Origin of the sequence: Oerskovia merdavium (assembly GCF_014836755.1) — a bacterium.
GTDB lineage: Bacteria > Actinomycetota > Actinomycetes > Actinomycetales > Cellulomonadaceae > Oerskovia > Oerskovia merdavium.
In genome coordinates this window covers 45,112-61,135 of the sequence record NZ_JACSQF010000007.1, presented here as the reverse complement: position 1 = coordinate 61,135, position 16,024 = coordinate 45,112, and the positions used below count along the sequence as shown (strand labels likewise).

General features: G+C 73.2%; 14 protein-coding genes. 10 read left to right on the top strand and 4 right to left on the bottom strand.

Translation table 11 applies throughout. The annotated features are described in order from the left end of the window. Positions 1–115 precede the first annotated feature (115 nt). The 6 genes from H9641_RS08305 (at position 116) to H9641_RS08280 (ending at position 4,610) form a co-directional block, all read left to right on the top strand. On the top strand, positions 116–1,267 hold the full coding sequence (locus tag H9641_RS08305; RefSeq protein WP_191802740.1) for an MFS transporter: 1,152 nt from the start codon (positions 116–118) through the stop codon (positions 1,265–1,267). 147 nt (positions 1,268–1,414) lie between these two features. Further along, entirely contained in the window at positions 1,415–2,803 is a 1,389-nt protein-coding gene (locus H9641_RS08300; RefSeq protein ID WP_191802738.1) for a molybdopterin molybdotransferase MoeA, read from the top strand. After that, positions 2,800–3,273: a cyclic pyranopterin monophosphate synthase MoaC gene (gene moaC, locus H9641_RS08295; RefSeq protein WP_191802736.1), complete on the top strand. Its 474-nt coding sequence runs from the start codon at positions 2,800–2,802 to the stop codon at positions 3,271–3,273. Before H9641_RS08300 ends, moaC begins: the two co-directional genes overlap by 4 nt. Then, positions 3,270–4,025, top strand: coding sequence for a molybdenum cofactor guanylyltransferase (mobA, locus tag H9641_RS08290; protein ID WP_318244463.1), 756 nt, complete (start codon positions 3,270–3,272; stop codon positions 4,023–4,025). The genes moaC and mobA overlap by 4 nt, the downstream gene beginning before the upstream one ends. Then, positions 4,022–4,372, top strand: coding sequence for a DUF6457 domain-containing protein (locus H9641_RS08285; protein ID WP_191802734.1), 351 nt, complete (start codon positions 4,022–4,024; stop codon positions 4,370–4,372). Before mobA ends, H9641_RS08285 begins: the two co-directional genes overlap by 4 nt. 1 nt (position 4,373) lies before the next feature. Further along, a complete protein-coding gene (locus H9641_RS08280; RefSeq protein ID WP_191802732.1) occupies positions 4,374–4,610 on the top strand; it encodes a MoaD/ThiS family protein in 237 nt (78 codons plus the stop codon). A gap of 40 nt (positions 4,611–4,650) precedes the next feature. On the opposite strand, the gene H9641_RS08275 is transcribed toward H9641_RS08280, so the two are convergent. Further along, a complete protein-coding gene (locus tag H9641_RS08275) occupies positions 4,651–5,181 on the bottom strand; it encodes a MogA/MoaB family molybdenum cofactor biosynthesis protein (protein WP_191802730.1) in 531 nt (176 codons plus the stop codon). Between the two features lie 130 nt (positions 5,182–5,311). Between H9641_RS08275 and H9641_RS08270 the strand changes: the two genes are divergently transcribed. The 4 genes from H9641_RS08270 to narI all read left to right on the top strand — a co-directional run bounded on the left by H9641_RS08270 (position 5,312) and on the right by narI (position 12,516). After that, a complete protein-coding gene (locus H9641_RS08270; RefSeq protein WP_191802728.1) occupies positions 5,312–9,229 on the top strand; it encodes a nitrate reductase subunit alpha in 3,918 nt (1,305 codons plus the stop codon). A gap of 73 nt (positions 9,230–9,302) precedes the next feature. After that, positions 9,303–11,009 carry a nitrate reductase subunit beta gene (narH, locus tag H9641_RS08265; RefSeq protein ID WP_191802726.1) on the top strand — a complete coding sequence of 569 codons (1,707 nt, stop codon included), beginning with the start codon at positions 9,303–9,305 and terminating at the stop codon, positions 11,007–11,009. Beyond that, positions 11,009–11,758 (top strand): nitrate reductase molybdenum cofactor assembly chaperone, encoded by a 750-nt coding sequence (gene narJ / locus H9641_RS08260; protein ID WP_191802725.1) that lies wholly within the window; start codon positions 11,009–11,011, stop codon positions 11,756–11,758. The genes narH and narJ overlap by 1 nt, the downstream gene beginning before the upstream one ends. Continuing rightward, a complete protein-coding gene (narI, locus tag H9641_RS08255; RefSeq protein ID WP_191802723.1) occupies positions 11,755–12,516 on the top strand; it encodes a respiratory nitrate reductase subunit gamma in 762 nt (253 codons plus the stop codon). Before narJ ends, narI begins: the two co-directional genes overlap by 4 nt. A gap of 122 nt (positions 12,517–12,638) precedes the next feature. On the opposite strand, the gene H9641_RS08250 is transcribed toward narI, so the two are convergent. The 3 genes from H9641_RS08250 to H9641_RS08240 all read right to left on the bottom strand — a co-directional run bounded on the left by H9641_RS08250 (position 12,639) and on the right by H9641_RS08240 (position 15,982). After that, the gene (locus H9641_RS08250; protein ID WP_191802721.1) at positions 12,639–13,730 is read right to left on the bottom strand and encodes a pirin family protein; all 1,092 of its coding nucleotides are present in this window, start codon (positions 13,728–13,730) and stop codon (positions 12,639–12,641) included. A gap of 579 nt (positions 13,731–14,309) precedes the next feature. Beyond that, positions 14,310–15,308: a hypothetical protein gene (locus H9641_RS08245; RefSeq protein ID WP_191802719.1), complete on the bottom strand. Its 999-nt coding sequence runs from the start codon at positions 15,306–15,308 to the stop codon at positions 14,310–14,312. Positions 15,309–15,415: 107 nt separating this feature from the next. Beyond that, positions 15,416–15,982, bottom strand: coding sequence for a DinB family protein (locus tag H9641_RS08240; RefSeq protein WP_191802717.1), 567 nt, complete (start codon positions 15,980–15,982; stop codon positions 15,416–15,418). Between the last annotated feature and the right edge of the window lie 42 nt (positions 15,983–16,024).

Below are 16,024 nucleotides of genomic sequence, written 5' to 3'. Positions count from 1 at the left end.
CACACCCCCGGCGTCACCAGGAGCCGGGCAGGGCGAGAGTCCCGCACCGGCCGGAGCCGGGCAGGCTTCGACGCCCTCGCCGACGGCGTCCGGGTCGGGCAGCTCGGCGACCTTGATGCTCGTCCTCGCGACGATCGGCTTCGCGGTGAACTTCTGGGCGTGGGCGCTCATCAGCCCGCTCGGTGGTGCGTACAGCAAGGCGCTCGGCCTGTCGGCCGTGCAGCAGTCGGTGCTCGTCGCGGTACCGGTGGTCGTGGGGTCTCTCGGCCGTATCCCGGTCGGGGCCCTCACCGACCGGTTCGGGGCCAGGATCATGTTCCCGCTGGTCAGCGCGGCGACGATCGTCCCGGTGCTGTTCATCGGGTTCGTCGCGGACACCTATCCCCTGCTCATCCTGGGTGGGTTCTTCCTGGGGCTGGGCGGTACCGCGTTCGCGGTCGGGGTGCCGTTCGTCAACGCGTGGTACCCGCCCGCGCGGCGGGGGACCGCGCTCGGGATCTTCGGGATCGGGATGGGCGGGACGGCGATCTCGGCGTTCACGACCGTGCGGATCACGGACACGTACGGCGAGGAGGCGCCGTTCGTCCTCGTGGCGTGCGTCCTGGCGGTGTACGCGGTCGTGTCGTGGTTGCTCGTGCGTGACTCCCCGAACCGCAAGCCCGCCGCGCACGGGAACTTCCTGGCACGCACGTGGGCCACGTTCAAGCTGCCTGCGACGCTCCAGCTCTCGTGGCTGTACGCCGTGGGCTTCGGTGGGTTCGTGGCGTTCAGCGTCTACCTGCCGACGTTCCTGGTCAACGCGTACGACCTCACGGCTGCCGACGCCGCGGCGCGCACGGCCGGGTTCGTCGTCCTCGCGGTCGCGTGCCGGCCGATCGGCGGGACCCTCTCCGACAGGTTCGGCGGCATCCCCGTGTCGGTCGTGTGCTTCGCGATCGTCACGGTCCTGGCGGCGGTGGTCGCGTTCCAGCCGGACCTCGTGCCCCTCGGGACCATCGCGTTCCTGGGCCTCGCCGTGGGTCTCGGCGCGTCGTCGGGCGCGACGTTCGAGCTCGTGGCCAAGGTCGCGCCGCAGGACAAGGTCGGTGCGGTGACAGGGCTCGTGGGGGCCGCAGGTGGCCTGGGAGGGTTCATCCCGCCGCTCATCATGGGCGCGGTCTACCAGGCGAACGGGACGTACGGCCTGGGCTTCGCGGCGCTCGCCGTGACCGCGCTCCTGACGCTGCTCTTCACGCTGGGCCCCGTGCGGCGCGGCACGCGCGGCTGACGAGGGGTCGGGCTCACGGCCCGGCACGCCTCTCCCCGGACGACCGGGGCTCCTCTGCGCTCCGGGCGGCCCGCTCCGCGGACGGTCCACGTCCGCCGCGCTGCACCGACCAGCCCCTCGCCCGCCCCGTCGGCCTACGGTGTCCCCATGGACCCGCGCGCCTCCGACGATCTGACCGAAGCCCACGGGGCTCGGGACCGGGCACGTCCCGACGACGGACCGGGTGGGGCGGGCGTGTCGGCGGCCCGGACCGCGCACACGGTCGAGCAGTACCGTGACCACGTCCTGACCCTGGTCTCGCCGCTGGCCGCCGAGCAGGTCGGTCTCGACGAGCTCGCGACCGGGGCGCCGGCGCTGCGCGTGCTCGCCCAGGACGTCCGGTCCCTCCTCGACGTCCCCCGCTTCGACGCGTCCGCGATGGACGGGTACGCGGTCCGGAGCACGGACCTCACGACCGCGAGCGCCGCGTCCCCCGTGACCCTGCGGGTCGTGGGCGACATCGCCGCGGCCCCGACCTCTCCCGGCTCCCCCGACGCTCTCCCGGCGGGCTCGACCCACGGCCCCGGGGAGGCGACCCGCATCATGACGGGTGCGCCCGTGCCGGAGTGGTGCGACGCCGTCGTGCCCGTGGAGCGGACCTCGACGCGACGGTTCGTCGCCGGAGCGCCCCTCGACGCGACGATCCAGGTCGACGCGCCCTCGCGCCCCAACATCCGGTACCGGGCCGAGGACGTCGCGGTGGGCGACCTCGTCGCCGCTGCGGGCGCCCCGACGACCGCGCGGCTCGTCTCCGCGGCCGCCTCGGCGGGCCACGCGACGCTGCCCGTGCACCGCGTCCCGCGCGTCGCGGTGCTGTCGACGGGCAGCGAGCTGGTCCCGGTCGGGACGGCTCCCGGGCCCGGCCAGATCCCCGACTCGAACTCGCTCCTGCTCGCGGCGTGCGTGCGCGACGCGGGGGGCGTCCCGGTGCGCGTGGGCGCGGTCCCCGACACGGCCGAGGCGCTGCGCGCGGTGCTCGACGACGTCGCTCCCCATGTCGACCTGATCGTCACCTCGGGCGGGGTCAGCGCGGGCGCGTTCGACGTGGTCAAGGACGTCCTGAGCGGCCCGCAGGACGCGGCGCTGCCCGCGGCGGGCCCCTCCGACGTCCTGCTGGTCACGGTCGGCATGCAGCCCGGCAAGCCGCAGGCCGCGGCACGCTGGCGCGGGACCCCGCTGCTCGGGCTGCCCGGCAACCCCGTGAGCGCGTACGTGTCGTTCCAGGCGTTCGTGCGGCCCGCGGTGCGGCGCCTCGCGGGCCACCCCGGCCCCGCCGAGCCGCTCGTCGAGCGCGTCGCCGCGGAGGGCTGGCGCTCGCCCGCGGGGCGCCAGCAGTTCCTGCCGGTCCGGTTCGTCGGTGCGCGCGGCGTCGCCCCGCTCGGCCCGGGCGGGCACCACGTCTCGGCGCTCACCCGGGCCGACGCGATCGCGGTCGTGCCGTCCGAGGTCGAGGCGGTTGGGCCCGGTGACACCGTGCATGTCATGGTGATCGCATGAGCGAGTTCACCCACCTCGACGAGCGCGGCCACGCCCGCATGGTCGACGTCACCCTCAAGCAGCCCACCGTCCGCTCGGCGACCGCGACCGGCGTGGTCCGGTGCGGCCCGCACATCGTCGCGGCCCTGCGCTCGGGCGAGGTCCCCAAGGGCGACGTGCTCGCGGTCGCGCGCATCGCGGGCATCCAGGGGGCCAAGAAGACGGCCGAGCTGCTGCCGCTCGCGCACATCATCGGGGTGCACGGCGCGTCCGTGGACCTGGACGTCCAGGACCACGGGGTCGAGATCAGCGCCACCGTGCGCACCGCGGACCGCACGGGGGTCGAGATGGAGGCCCTCACGGCCGTCGCGGTCGCGGGGCTCGCGGTCGTGGACATGGTCAAGGGGCTCGACAAGTCGGTCGAGCTGAGCGACATCCGCCTCCAGGCCAAGACGGGCGGCAAGTCGGGCGACTGGGTGCGCTCGGTGTGAGCACTCCCCCGCCGTCCGAGGCCTTCGCGTTCGACGCCGTCGTGCTCGCGGGAGGCCGGGCCAGCCGTCTGGGCACGTCCAAGCCACGGCTCGTGCTCGACGGGGCCCGCCTGCTCGACCACGTGCTCGCCGCGACGCGCGACGCCCGGGCGACCGTCGTCGTCGGGCCCGACGACCTGGCCTCCGACGCGTACGTCCTCACGCGCGAGGACCCGCCGTTCGGCGGTCCCGTCGCGGGCGCCGCGGCGGGCCTCGCCGCGCTGCCCGACGGCGCAGCCCCCTGGGTCCTTCTCCTCGCCTGCGACGTCCCGCGCGCCGCGGAGGCCGTGCCGCTGCTCGTGGCGGGGGCGGCCACCGCCTCCCGGACCAGCACGAGCGACGACGACGGGATCGACGGCCTGCACCTCGCGGCCGAGGGGCGTGCCCAGTGGCTCGTGGGGCTGTACCGGCGCGAGGCGCTCGACGCCGCGGTCGTCCGGGTCGCGCGGGGTGTCCCGGTCGGCGAACCGTCCGCCGGGGACCTGTCCGACGGCGATCGCGCGGGGGCGGCGGACGGGCCCCCGCCGTCGGGCCTACACGGCGCCCCCGTGCGTCGGCTCGTCTCAGGTCTGCGACTCCTCGAGGTCGAGGACGTGGACGGCCTGAGCACCGACGTCGACACGTGGCAGGATGCGGAGTCATACGCGCACCGTCGCGCGCAGCGCAGTACTCCGAGTCACGACCTGCACGGATCATCGGGAGGCATGGCATGAGCAACCTCGAGCGTTGGGTGGACGCCCTCGTCGACGAGTTCGACCTCGACCGCGAGGCGGTGGACATCGGAGCGATCCTCGACCTGGCCCGCGATGCCGCGCACCGCGTGGAGAGGCCCGCGGCCCCGCTGACGACCTTCATCGCGGGGTACGTCGCCGGGCTCTCGGCGGGCGAGGGGGCGGACCACCCCGGCCTGGACGCCATGGAGCGGGCCACCGAGCTCGCGCTCGCGTGGGACGTCGAGGCGACGCTCGACGAGGTCGTCGGCGAACCCGCCGAGCCCACCGACACGACCGGCCCCGCCGACGCGACGGGCCCCGCCGACCCCTCGCTCGAGAGGGCGTGACGTGCCGCAGGTCCGCTACTTCGCGGGGGCGGCCGAGGCGGCCGGCCTCGAGGCCGAGTCGCTCCCGGGTGCCTCGGTCGGTGAGCTCTTCGCGGCGATGACCGCGCGCCACCCCGCGCTCGCCGAGGTGCTGCCGCGCTGCTCGGTGCTCGTGGGCGGCGTGCGGACGGCGGACCACGGCGTCGCGCTGGCCGACGACCAGCAGGTCGACGTCCTGCCCCCCTTCGCGGGCGGCTGAGGGCCACCCACCTTCCGCTGGGTGCGGAGGCCGCAGAAGACTAGTGGTCCCCGCCCGCGAGCTGCGAGAACACGTGCGGCAGCAGCGGCTCGAGCACCGTCCACCCGTCGCGGACCCCGCCCGGTGACCCCGGCAGGTTCACGACGAGCGCGCGCGTCCCGTGCGCCGCGGGCGCGGTCCCGACGATCCCGCGCGAGAGCACCGCGCTCGGCACCACGGTCGCCCCACGGCGCCGGATCGCCTCGGCGACGCCCGGCAGCTCCTGGTCGACGACCTCGGCCGTGCCCTCGGGCGTGTGGTCGCGCGGCCCGATGCCCGTCCCGCCCGTGGTGATCACGAGGCGCGCCCCCTCGACCAGCGCCGAGGTGAGGGCGTCGCGGACGGAGTCGACGCCGTCGGGCACCAGACGCAGCGTGACGCGCTCGAAGCCACCCGTCTCCAGGAGCGAGACCAGCAGCGGGCCCGAGCGGTCGGGCGACTCGCCGCGCGAGCCGCGGTCGGAGACCGTGACGACGGTGACGGGCAGGTGGGCGAGGGGGAAGACCGCGGAGGGCCCGTCGAACGAGGTCATGGGAGCACCGTAGACAATCGCGCGGCCAGGGGCGACGGGGCACCGCTCGCCGGGCAGAAGAGACGGTACCTGGGCATACTGCAAGGCAGACGAACGTACAAGCACGATCCTGCTCGCCCCAGGAGGTCGCATGTCGCAGTCCACCGTCCCAGGCCCGGGCACCGCCGCCCGCGCCGAGGGCGCCCCACGCCCTGAGTCCCCTGGTGGAGGCGGCGAGGACGCCCTGCTCCGGCTCGGCAAGCACCTGCGCCGCGGGGAGGTCTCACCGGACCTGCGGCAGCTGTTCCTCCAGGGAGGCCGCGAGGGCGACGTCTTCTACCGGGACCGGTGGTCGCACGACAAGGTGGTGCGCTCGACGCACGGCGTGAACTGCACGGGCTCGTGCTCGTGGAAGGTGTACGTCAAGGACGGCATCATCACCTGGGAGACGCAGCAGACGGACTACCCGTCGGTCGGCCCGGACTCGCCCGAGTACGAGCCGCGGGGCTGCCCGCGCGGCGCGGCCTTCAGCTGGTACACCTACTCGCCGACGCGGGTCCGGTACCCGTACGTGCGCGGCGTGCTGCTGCGCGCCTTCCGCGACGCGAAGGCCCGCACGGGCGACCCGGTGCGGGCGTGGGCCGAGGTCACGGGCGACCCGGAGACGGCGCGCGCGTACAAGCAGGCGCGCGGCAAGGGCGGCCTGGTCCGGGCATCGTGGGACGAGGCCGCGGAGATCGTCGCGGCGGCCCACGTCCACACGATCAAGGCCTACGGCCCCGACCGCATCGCGGGCTTCTCCCCCATCCCGGCGATGTCGATGGTCTCGCACGGCGTGGGTGCCCGGTTCATCTCGATGCTGGGCGGCGCGATGCTGTCGTTCTACGACTGGTACGCGGACCTCCCGGTCGCCTCGCCGCAGGTGTTCGGCGACCAGACCGACGTGCCCGAGTCGGCTGACTGGTGGAACTCGTCGTACTGCATCATGTGGGGCTCGAACATCCCCGTGACCCGCACCCCCGACGCGCACTTCATGGCCGAGGCGCGCTACCGCGGCCAGAAGGTGATCGTGGTCTCGCCCGACTACGCGGACAACACCAAGTTCGCGGACGAGTGGCTCGCGGTGCACCCCGGCACGGACGGCGCGCTGGCCCTCGCGATGGGTCACGTGATCCTGCGGGAGTTCCACGTGGAACGTCGCACCGCTCCGTTCGTGGACTACCTGACGAGGTTCACGGACTCGTCGTTCCTCGTGACGCTCACACCGAGCCCGGCGTCGTCGGGGCCCGACGGCGCCGCTCGCCCCGCGGGGGACGTCACCTACGTCCCGGGCAAGTTCCTCACCGCGGCCGACCTCGCGGACGATGTCCTGCCGGGCGCCGCGAGCGCCGCGAACGCGGCCTTCAAGCCCGTCCTGCTCGACGCCGACGGCTCGCCCGTGATCCCGAACGGCACGCTGGGACACCGGTTCGGCGAGGCCGACGAGGGGAAGTGGAACCTCGACCTGGAGGGCGTCGAACCGCTGCTGTCGGTCGCGGACGGCCGCACGACCGGGCACGATCCGCTGACGGGGGCGGCGCCGTCGGGCCATGACGACACCACGACCGCGCGCGTGGACCTGCCGCGCTTCGACCTCTCGCCCGACCCCGACCAGGGCGACGAGCGCATGCACACGGGGGGCGCGGGCTCGGTCACGCGCGGCGTGCCGGTGCGGCGCGTGGGTGGGCACCTGGTGACCACGGTGTTCGACCTGCTGCTGGCCCGGTACGGCGTGAACCGCGAGGACCTGGACCTGCCCGGCGAGTGGCCCACGGGCTACGACGACGCGGACTCCCCCGGCACCCCCGCGTGGCAGGAGCAGTTCACGGGGGTCCCCGCAGCGGCGGCAGCACGGATCGGGCGCGAGTTCGCGGACAACGCCGAGAAGTCCGGTGGGCGCTCGATGATCATCATGGGCGCCGGCGCCAACCACTGGTTCCACGCCGACACGATCTACCGCGCCATGCTCGCGCTCACGACCATGACGGGCTGCCAGGGCGTCAACGGCGGCGGGTGGGCGCACTACGTCGGGCAGGAGAAGTGCCGACCCGTCACGGGATGGGCCCAGTACGCGGGCGGCCTGGACTGGTCGCGGCCCCCGCGCCAGATGATCGGCACGGCGTTCTGGTACGTCGCGACCGACCAGTGGCGCTACGACGGGCTGCCCGCGGACGCGCTCGCGACCCCCCTGGGCTCGGGCATGTTCGCGGGCCGGACCACGGCCGACTGCCTGGTCGAGTCCGCGCAGCGCGGCTGGATGCCCAGCTACCCGACGTTCGACCGCAACCCGCTCGACCTCGTGGACCAGGCCGAGGCGGCCGGGGCCGAGCCCGCGGACTACGTGGTCTCCGAGCTGCGCAGCGGCGCGCTCAGGTTCGCGGTCGAGGCCCCCGACGCCCCCGAGAACTTCCCGCGCTGCGTCACGGTGTGGCGGGCCAACATCCTGGGGTCCTCGGGCAAGGGCAACGAGTACTTCCTCAAGCACCTGCTCGGGACCGACTCCGCGGTGCTCGCGGACGAGTCGGCGCCGGGGCGGCGGCCACGGTCGATCGAGTGGGCCGAGGAGGGCGCGCGCGGCAAGCTCGACCTGCTCACGACGCTCGACTTCCGCATGACGAGCACCACGCTGTTCTCGGACGTCGTGCTGCCCGCAGCCACCTGGTACGAGAAGCACGACCTGTCCACGACCGACATGCACCCGTTCGTGCACTCGTTCAACCCCGCGATCAGCCCGCCCTGGCAGACCCGTACCGACTTCGACATCTTCCACACGATCGCGAAGAAGATCAGCGAGTACTCGGTCGAGCACCTGGGCGTGCGCAAGGACCTCGTGGCCGCGCCCCTGCTGCACGACACCCCGGACGCCATGTCGGTGCCGCACGGCACGATCGTCGACTCGGGCGCAGGGTCGGCGTCCCGGCCCCTCGTCCCGGGCGTGACCATGCCCAAGCTGGTCGTGGTCGAGCGCGACTACCCGGCGTTCGCGGACCGCATGGCCTCGCTCGGCCCGCTCACCGAGAAGCTCGGCATGGTCACCAAGGGCGTGCAGTTCTCGCCCGGCGAGGAGGTGCGGGTCCTGGGGCAGAAGAACGGGCTCGTGCCCTCGGGACCTGCGGCGGGTCGCCCGCGGCTCGACAAGGACACGCACGCGTGCGAGATGATCCTCGCGCTGTCGGGCACCACGAACGGTCGCCTCGCCGTCCAGGGCTTCGAGCACGTCGAGAAGCGCACGGGCGTCGAGCTCGCGGACCTGGCGCGCGACGAGCAGGGCAAGCGCGTCACGTTCCCCGACGTCCAGTCCCGCCCGACGACGGTCATCACGTCTCCCGAGTGGTCCGGCTCGGAGCACGGGGGGCGCCGGTACACGGCGTTCGCGATCAACGTCGAGCGGCTCAAGCCGTGGCACACCCTCACGGGGCGCCAGCACTTCTTCCTCGACCACGACTGGATGACCGAGCTCGGGGAGCAGCTGCCCGTGTTCCGGCCGCCGCTCGACATGCACCGCCTGTTCCCCGACTCCCCGGCGCTCGGCGACCGCTCCCCGAGCGGGTACCCCGGGTCGCAGGGTCAGGCCGAGGTCGCGGTGCGGTACCTGACCCCGCACTCCAAGTGGTCCATCCACTCGGAGTACCAGGACAACCTGTTCATGCTCTCGCTCTCGCGCGGCGGGCCGAACATCTGGATGTCGCCGCGCGACGCCGTCAAGATCGGGGTCCGCGACAACGAGTGGATCGAGGCCTACAACCGCAACGGCGTGGTCGTCGCGCGGGCCGTGGTCTCGCACCGCATGCCCGAGGGCACGGTGTACATGCACCACGCGACCGACCGCACGATCGACGTCCCGCTCGCCGAGACCTCGGGCCTGCGCGGCGGCATCCACAACTCGCTGACGCGGGTGCTGCTCAAGCCCAGCCACCTCGTCGGGGGCTACGCGCAGCTGGCCTTCGCGTTCAACTACCTCGGCCCCACGGGCAACCAGCGTGACGAGGTCACGACGATCCGTCGCCGCTCGCAGGACGTGACGTACTGATGGGCGCCCCGCAGCGGCGACTGGGCCCCCGTCGCCGACCGCTGACGTACCGATCCGACCAGGAGGTGGCACCGTGCGCGTGATGGCTCAGATGTCGATGGTCATGAACCTCGACAAGTGCATCGGGTGCCACACGTGCTCGGTCACGTGCAAGCAGGCGTGGACGAACCGCACGGGCGTCGAGTACGTGTGGTTCAACAACGTCGAGACGCGGCCCGGGCTCGGCTACCCCCGGACCTACCAGGACCAGGAGAAGTGGCAGGGCGGTTGGGTCCGGACCAAGCGTGGCAAGCTCAAGCTCCGCGCGGGTGGTCGGGCCAAGAAGCTCGCGACGATCTTCTCCAACCCCAAGCTCCCCTCGATCCACGAGTACTACGAGCCGTGGACGTACGAGTACGACATGCTGCTCTCGGCCCCGCAGGGCCCGCACACCCCGGTCGCCAAGCCCAAGTCCCTGCTCACGGGCGAGGACATGAAGATCGAGTGGTCGGCCAACTGGGACGACGACCTGGGCGGGTCCAAGGAGACCATGCAGGACGACCCGATCCTGCAGCACATGAGCGAGCACGTGGCCTCGGAGTTCGAGCAGACGTTCATGTTCTACCTGCCGCGCATCTGCGAGCACTGCCTCAACCCGGCGTGCGTCGCGTCGTGCCCGTCAGGGGCCATGTACAAGCGGGCCGAGGACGGGATCGTCCTGGTGGACCAGGACCAGTGCCGCGGCTGGCGCATGTGCGTCACGGGCTGCCCGTACAAGAAGGTCTACTTCAACCACAAGACCGGCAAGGCCGAGAAGTGCACGCTGTGCTACCCGCGCCTCGAGGTCGGGCTGCCCACGGTCTGCTCCGAGACGTGCGTGGGGCGCCTGCGCTACCTGGGCCTGGTCCTGTACGACGCCGACCGCGTGACCGAGGCCGCGTCGGTCGAGGACGAGCACGAGCTCCTCGAGTCCCAGCGCTCGGTGTTCCTGGACCCGCACGACCCCGAGGTCGTCGCGGCGGCCCGGGCCGAGGGCATCCCCGAGGACTGGATCGCGGCCGCCCAGGCGTCCCCGATCTGGGCCCTCATCCAGAAGTACCGTGTGGCCCTGCCGCTGCACCCCGAGTACCGGACCATGCCCATGGTCTGGTACATCCCGCCGCTGTCCCCCGTGGTCGACGTGGTCGGGTCGTCGGGCAACGACGGCGAGGACCCGCGCACCCTGTTCGCGGCGATCTCCAAGCTCCGCATCCCGCTCGAGTACCTCGCGGGACTGTTCACCGCGGGCGACACCGTGCCGGTCGAGCGCACGCTGCGCCGGCTGGCCGCGATGCGCTCCTACATGCGCGACATCAACCTGGGCGAGGAGCCCAACGAGGCCATCGCCCGCGCGGTCGGCATGACGGGCACCGAGATCCAGGAGATGTACCGCCTGCTCGCGATCGCCAAGTACGAGGACCGCTACGTGATCCCGACCGCGCACCAGGAGATCGCGCGCGAGCTCGAGGAGATCAGCTGCTCGCTCGACTTCGACGGCGGTCCCGGGATGGGTGGCATGGGTGGGGCAGGGCCGTTCGGCTCGTCGAGCGGGACCCCGGTGCCCGTCGCGGTCGAGAACTTCCACGTCCTGCAGGCCCGCCAGACGGCCGACTCCCCCAACGGCCCGTCGACCTCGGGGCGCGTCAACCTCCTCAACTGGGACGGCAACGGCCGGCCCGCGGGCCTGTTCCCGCCGGGGTCGCCCGGTGGCGCCGAGGGCCCCGGGCGGGACACCTCGGGCGACGACACGGCGGCCCGGTGATGGGACTGTTCTCGAAGTCGCCCTCGACGACGTTCCTGCCCCGCCCGACGGCGCGCACCCCGCTCCTGGAGCCCCTCGCCCCGGTCCGGGCCACGCCCGCGCAACGGCGCACCACCCACATGGCCGCCTCGCTCCTGCTCGACTACCCCGACGCCGCGACGCTCGCCGCCGCGCGCGAGGTGCGCGACGTCGTCGGGCAGCTTCCTCCCGAGGTCCGGGCGCGGCTCGGCGCGTTCCTCGACGACCTCGAGGCCGGCGAGCCCGCCGCGCTCGAGGCGCGCTACGTCGCGACGTTCGACCTCAAGCGCAAGTGCTCGATGTACCTCTCCTACTACGCCGCCGGGGACACCCGGAAGCGCGGCATGGCGCTCGTGCGGTTCGTGCAGGCCTACCGCGCGGCCGGGTGGGAGGTCGACGGCGAGGAGCTGCCCGACTACCTGCCCATGGCCCTCGAGTTCTCCGCGCGCGCCCGGTCCCGCGACGAGGAGCGCATCGCCGCGGGCCTGCTCGGCTCGCACCGCCAGGGCATCGAGGTGCTCCGCTCGGCGCTCGCCGCCATGGCCAGCCCGTACGCGCTCGTGGTCGAGGCCGTGTGCTTGACCCTGCCCCCGCTCGACGCCGAGACCGAGCGGCGGTACCTCGAGCTCGTGACGTCCGGACCGCCGACCGAGATGGTCGGGCTGTCGGCCATGGGGCCGCTCGAACCCTTCGCCCCCGCGGGGGCGCCGTCCGAGGAGGTACGACGATGACCGGTGCGAGCACGGGGAGCATCCTGCTGTGGGTGGTCTTCCCCTACGTGACCTTCGCGGTGTTCGTCGTCGGGTCCGTGTGGCGGTACCGCTACGACAAGTTCGGCTGGACCACGCGGTCGAGCGAGCTCTACGAGAAGAAGCTGCTGCGCCTCGGGTCGCCGCTGTTCCACTTCGGGCTGCTGTTCGTGATCCTCGGGCACCTCATGGGGCTCGTGATCCCCAAGACGTGGACCGAGGCCGTGGGGATCAGCGAGGGCGCCTACCACTTCGTCGCGACGTACATGGGGGCGCTCGCCGCGCTCGTGCTGGTCGCGGGGCTCCTCATCCTGATCTACCGCCGACGGACCACGGGCCCGGTCTTCCTCGCGACGACGCGCATGGACAAGGTCATGTACGTGTTCCTCGCGGCGTCGATCGTGCTCGGGACGTGGGCGACGGTCCAGACCCAGCTCCTCGCCGCGAACCACGGGTACGACTACCGCGAGACCATCTCGCCGTGGTTCCGCTCGCTCTGGTACCTCCAGCCGCAGCCCGAGCTCATGGCGGGCGTGCCCGCGGCGTTCCAGCTCCACATCGTCGCGGCCAACCTGCTGTTCATCCTGTGGCCGTTCACGCGGCTCGTGCACGCGTTCTCGGCGCCCGTGCCGTACATGTTCCGGCCCTACATCGTGTACCGCTCGCGCGACGCCGCCGTGGCGTCCCGTGAGCCGCGGCCCGGCTGGGACCCGTCGGAGGGACCGCGGGCGAAGCGGTAGGTCTGCGGCTCGGCACTGGTTATTGCCCCCGGGTCCGCGTCCGGCACGCGACAGGGCGAGGGGGCGTTCCCCCGACGAGGAGAGCGGCCTGTTCTCTCCCACGGACACGCACGAGGGGCGGCTCAGGCAGGCCGTCGGCGCGGCACGAGCCGGATGTCCGGCAGCACGGGGGCGGGCAGTGGCCCGCCGTCGTACCCCACGACCTCCCCGAAGCGCCGGCCCGACGCCCCCGCGGCGTACCGCGTGCCGCCCTCCCCGGGCACGGGCACGTCCGCCCCGTCGTCCTGGACGACCTCGACCTGCGCCATCCAGTCCGCGCGGGCGGCCGCGACGTCGTCGTGCGAGCGCCCCACGAAGTTCCACCACATGACGATCTCCTCGGCGAACGGCTCTCCGCCGATCAGCACGGCCCGCACGGGCCTGTCGCCCGCGGAGACGGTCAGCGTCGAGCACCCCGGCTCGACGTAGCCGAGCGAGGCCACGGGCACGGGGACGCCCTCGAACGACGCGTCTCCCGTGTCGACGAGCAGCGCGTGCTCGAACCGCGGGTCCACCTCGACCTGGACCGATCCCCCCGCGGGCAGGTCGACCTGCGCCCCGACCAGGGGCGTGAAGACCGTCGCGGCCGACCGCAGCTCGACGCCGCCCACGTCGAGCGACCCCACGAGCACCTGGACACGCTCACCTCCCGGCCCGGGCCACACGGGCAGGTTCCCGTGGTGCTCGAAGAACGGCTCGTCGCCGAGCCGGTCCCCCGGCAGCGCGACCCACAGCTGCACGCCGTGCAGCAGCGGCGGCCGCACGCCAGCGGGCGACTCCTCCGAGTGCGAGATACCCCGTCCGGCCGTCATGAGGTTCAGCTCGCCCGGCCGCACGGTCTGCAGCGACCCGAACGAGTCCCGGTGCAGGATCTCGCCCTCGAACAGCCAGCTCACGGTCTGCAGGCCCGTGTGCGGGTGCGGGGGCACCTGCATGCCGTCGGAGGTCGAGACGTCGTCGGGGCCGTAGTGGTCCAGGAAGCACCACGCGCCCACGAGCGAACGTGCGCGCTGCGGCAGGGTGCGGCGCACGTCCATGGCGCGGGTCCCGCCGAGCGGGACCTGGCGGTGGTCGAGGATCTCCACGCGCGCTGCTGTGCCGGAGGTGCCCGACGACGGAGCGTGGCTCCCCGCGGCGCACACCTCTTCGCGGGGCCGGGTCTCGAGGTTGCTCATGGGTCGAGCGTAGGCGTGCCGCAGGGCTGCGGCCCACCCGGCCGGGAGGGGCGGCCCCGGGACTCAGCGAGGCCCCTGGCTTGCGCCAGGGGCCTCGCTGATGACCGTGTGCCCTGTGTGGTCGGCCGCAGGGGTAGGCCGGCCGGGCTCCGCGTCGACGTCGCGGCTCGACGCCTCCCCCGCGACGTACCGAAGTCCGTCCCGGTCTCCTTGGGAGGTGTCTCTCACGATCGGTCTTCCGGTCCGCTGGAGACCTGCGTCGTCACCCGCAGCTCGGGGCCTTGCGGCCACGAGACGTCCCACCGTTTTCCGGTCGACCAGGGTCCCTCGGGGTTGTGGTTCCAGCGTCCTTGCCGGTCCGTCCTCCCGTGCGGGAGAGCGTCGTCGGGGCTGCCTCGTCCGTACCCGTCGGAGCCAACACTGTCGTTTCTAGTCCTGTGCCGGGGCCTGCGGCAAGACCTCTGCACGAGGTATTTCTGCCCAGGCCGAGACCACAGGTTCATCCACAACCGGAGGCCCGGTCTCGCGGAGTTACCCACAGGCTTGTGCACAGAATCTGTGGACAACTCTGGGAGCGGGTCACACCCAGAAGCGGGCCGTGCTCACCGCCGCGATGCGTTCGTCCACCTCCGCGGAGGTCACCTCGAAGCCGCCGTCGTCCACGAGCACGCCGGCAGCCCGCCCCTGCAGGACCGACGCGAGCCGGGCCACCGAGGCCCGCATGCGCGAGCGCGCGATGAGGTGCAGACCCGACGGCTCCTCGACCTCGAGCTCGTACGAGTCCGCCGGCACCCAGCTCATGCGGTACGCGAACGGGCCGTACTCGCGCCAGTCCAGGGCCCCGAGCACGGCCGGGACCACGTCCACCTTGCGCACCACGACCCGCAGCGCGCCGTCGTAGGCCGTCTCCCCGTCGAGCGCGAAGTCGACCAGCCGGTCCGGGCGCTCCACGACCTCCACGACGCGAGCGCCCGGCACGACGGTCTGCAGCGAACCGAGCGCGGCGTCGGGGGTCAGGGCCTGCGCGCTGTAGAGCGTCAGGTCGACCGCGGCCGCGGGCTCGGGCGCGAGCGGCACGGCGCCGTCGACGAACAGCGTGCCCCCGACCTTGCGCGCCGCGGCCACCATCCACCGGACCACCCGCAGCTCCATGTCGTCCGGGAGCCCCGCGGCGAAGACCCGTGCCAGGCCGTCGCGGTCGTCGACCTCGGCCGGGAGCCGGTCGCGCGACCTGTGCGCGACGCGCACGGCCCACAGCTCCGCGACCGACGAGGCCAGGTCCAGCGCGAGCGACTGCGGAGCCGGGACCACGAACGGCCCCACGACCTCCACGCCCTCGGTGAGCCGCAGGACCCCGGGGCGACGGACGTCGTCGGGCACCACGCCGCGGAAGCGGGCCCCCGCCATGGGACGCTCCGCCGGACCGCTCGACGGCTCGCTGACCCAGCCCGCCTCCGGGTACCAGGCCTGCGCGAGCGCCTCGATCCCCGGACGCGACACGCCGCGCGAGCGCGGCAGCGCGAGCAGATGGTCACTGCTGTACATCTCGGGGACCGACCCCGTCAGAGGAAGCGTCATGACGTGACGCTAGACGGGTCGACGACCGCCAAGAATGCCGGGAGGTTACGGGCGTGGGTCGTGCGCGGGACGTCGGGCTCGCGTGGGCGGGCCTGGCCGGAAGTGACTCAGGCGGTCGGCGCGCCCACGTCGTGCAGGTGGTGGACCACGTCGTGCAGGAAGTACTGCCCGAGCGTGCGGACCGTGAAGACCGAGCCGTTCGAGCGGCGACCGGGACGCTCCCAGTCGTCGGACCCGACGGCGTCGAACCGGCCCGCGACCCGGTCGCCCGCGAACGCGATCTCGCGCGAGAGCACCTGCGGGTCCTGGCTCGCGTAGTCGCCCTCGACCGCTGCCGCGTCCTGGTCCCAGTTCGCGAACTGCGGGTCGTCCCCCTCGACCATCGAGGCGAGCCGCACGTCGAAGATGCCGAACACGTCGCGCACGTGCGCCGCGTACTCGAGCGGCGACCACGTGTGCTCGTCCGGGCGCAGCGCCGCGTCGGGGCGCTCCAGGACCTCCTGCCAGCGCACGACCGACGACCGGACCGCAGGGCCGACCTGGTCCGGGTCCACGGCTGACGACACGAAGCCGCACTCGGGGCACGGGCGCTCGAGGACCCACGTCCAGTCCTTGGTGTCCGGGGTGATCCCTGCGGGGTCCTGCGGGGCGGGCTGGGCGGGCGTCGACGTCATGCACGGAATGGTAGGCCCGCAGGCCACCAGGGTGAACCCCCT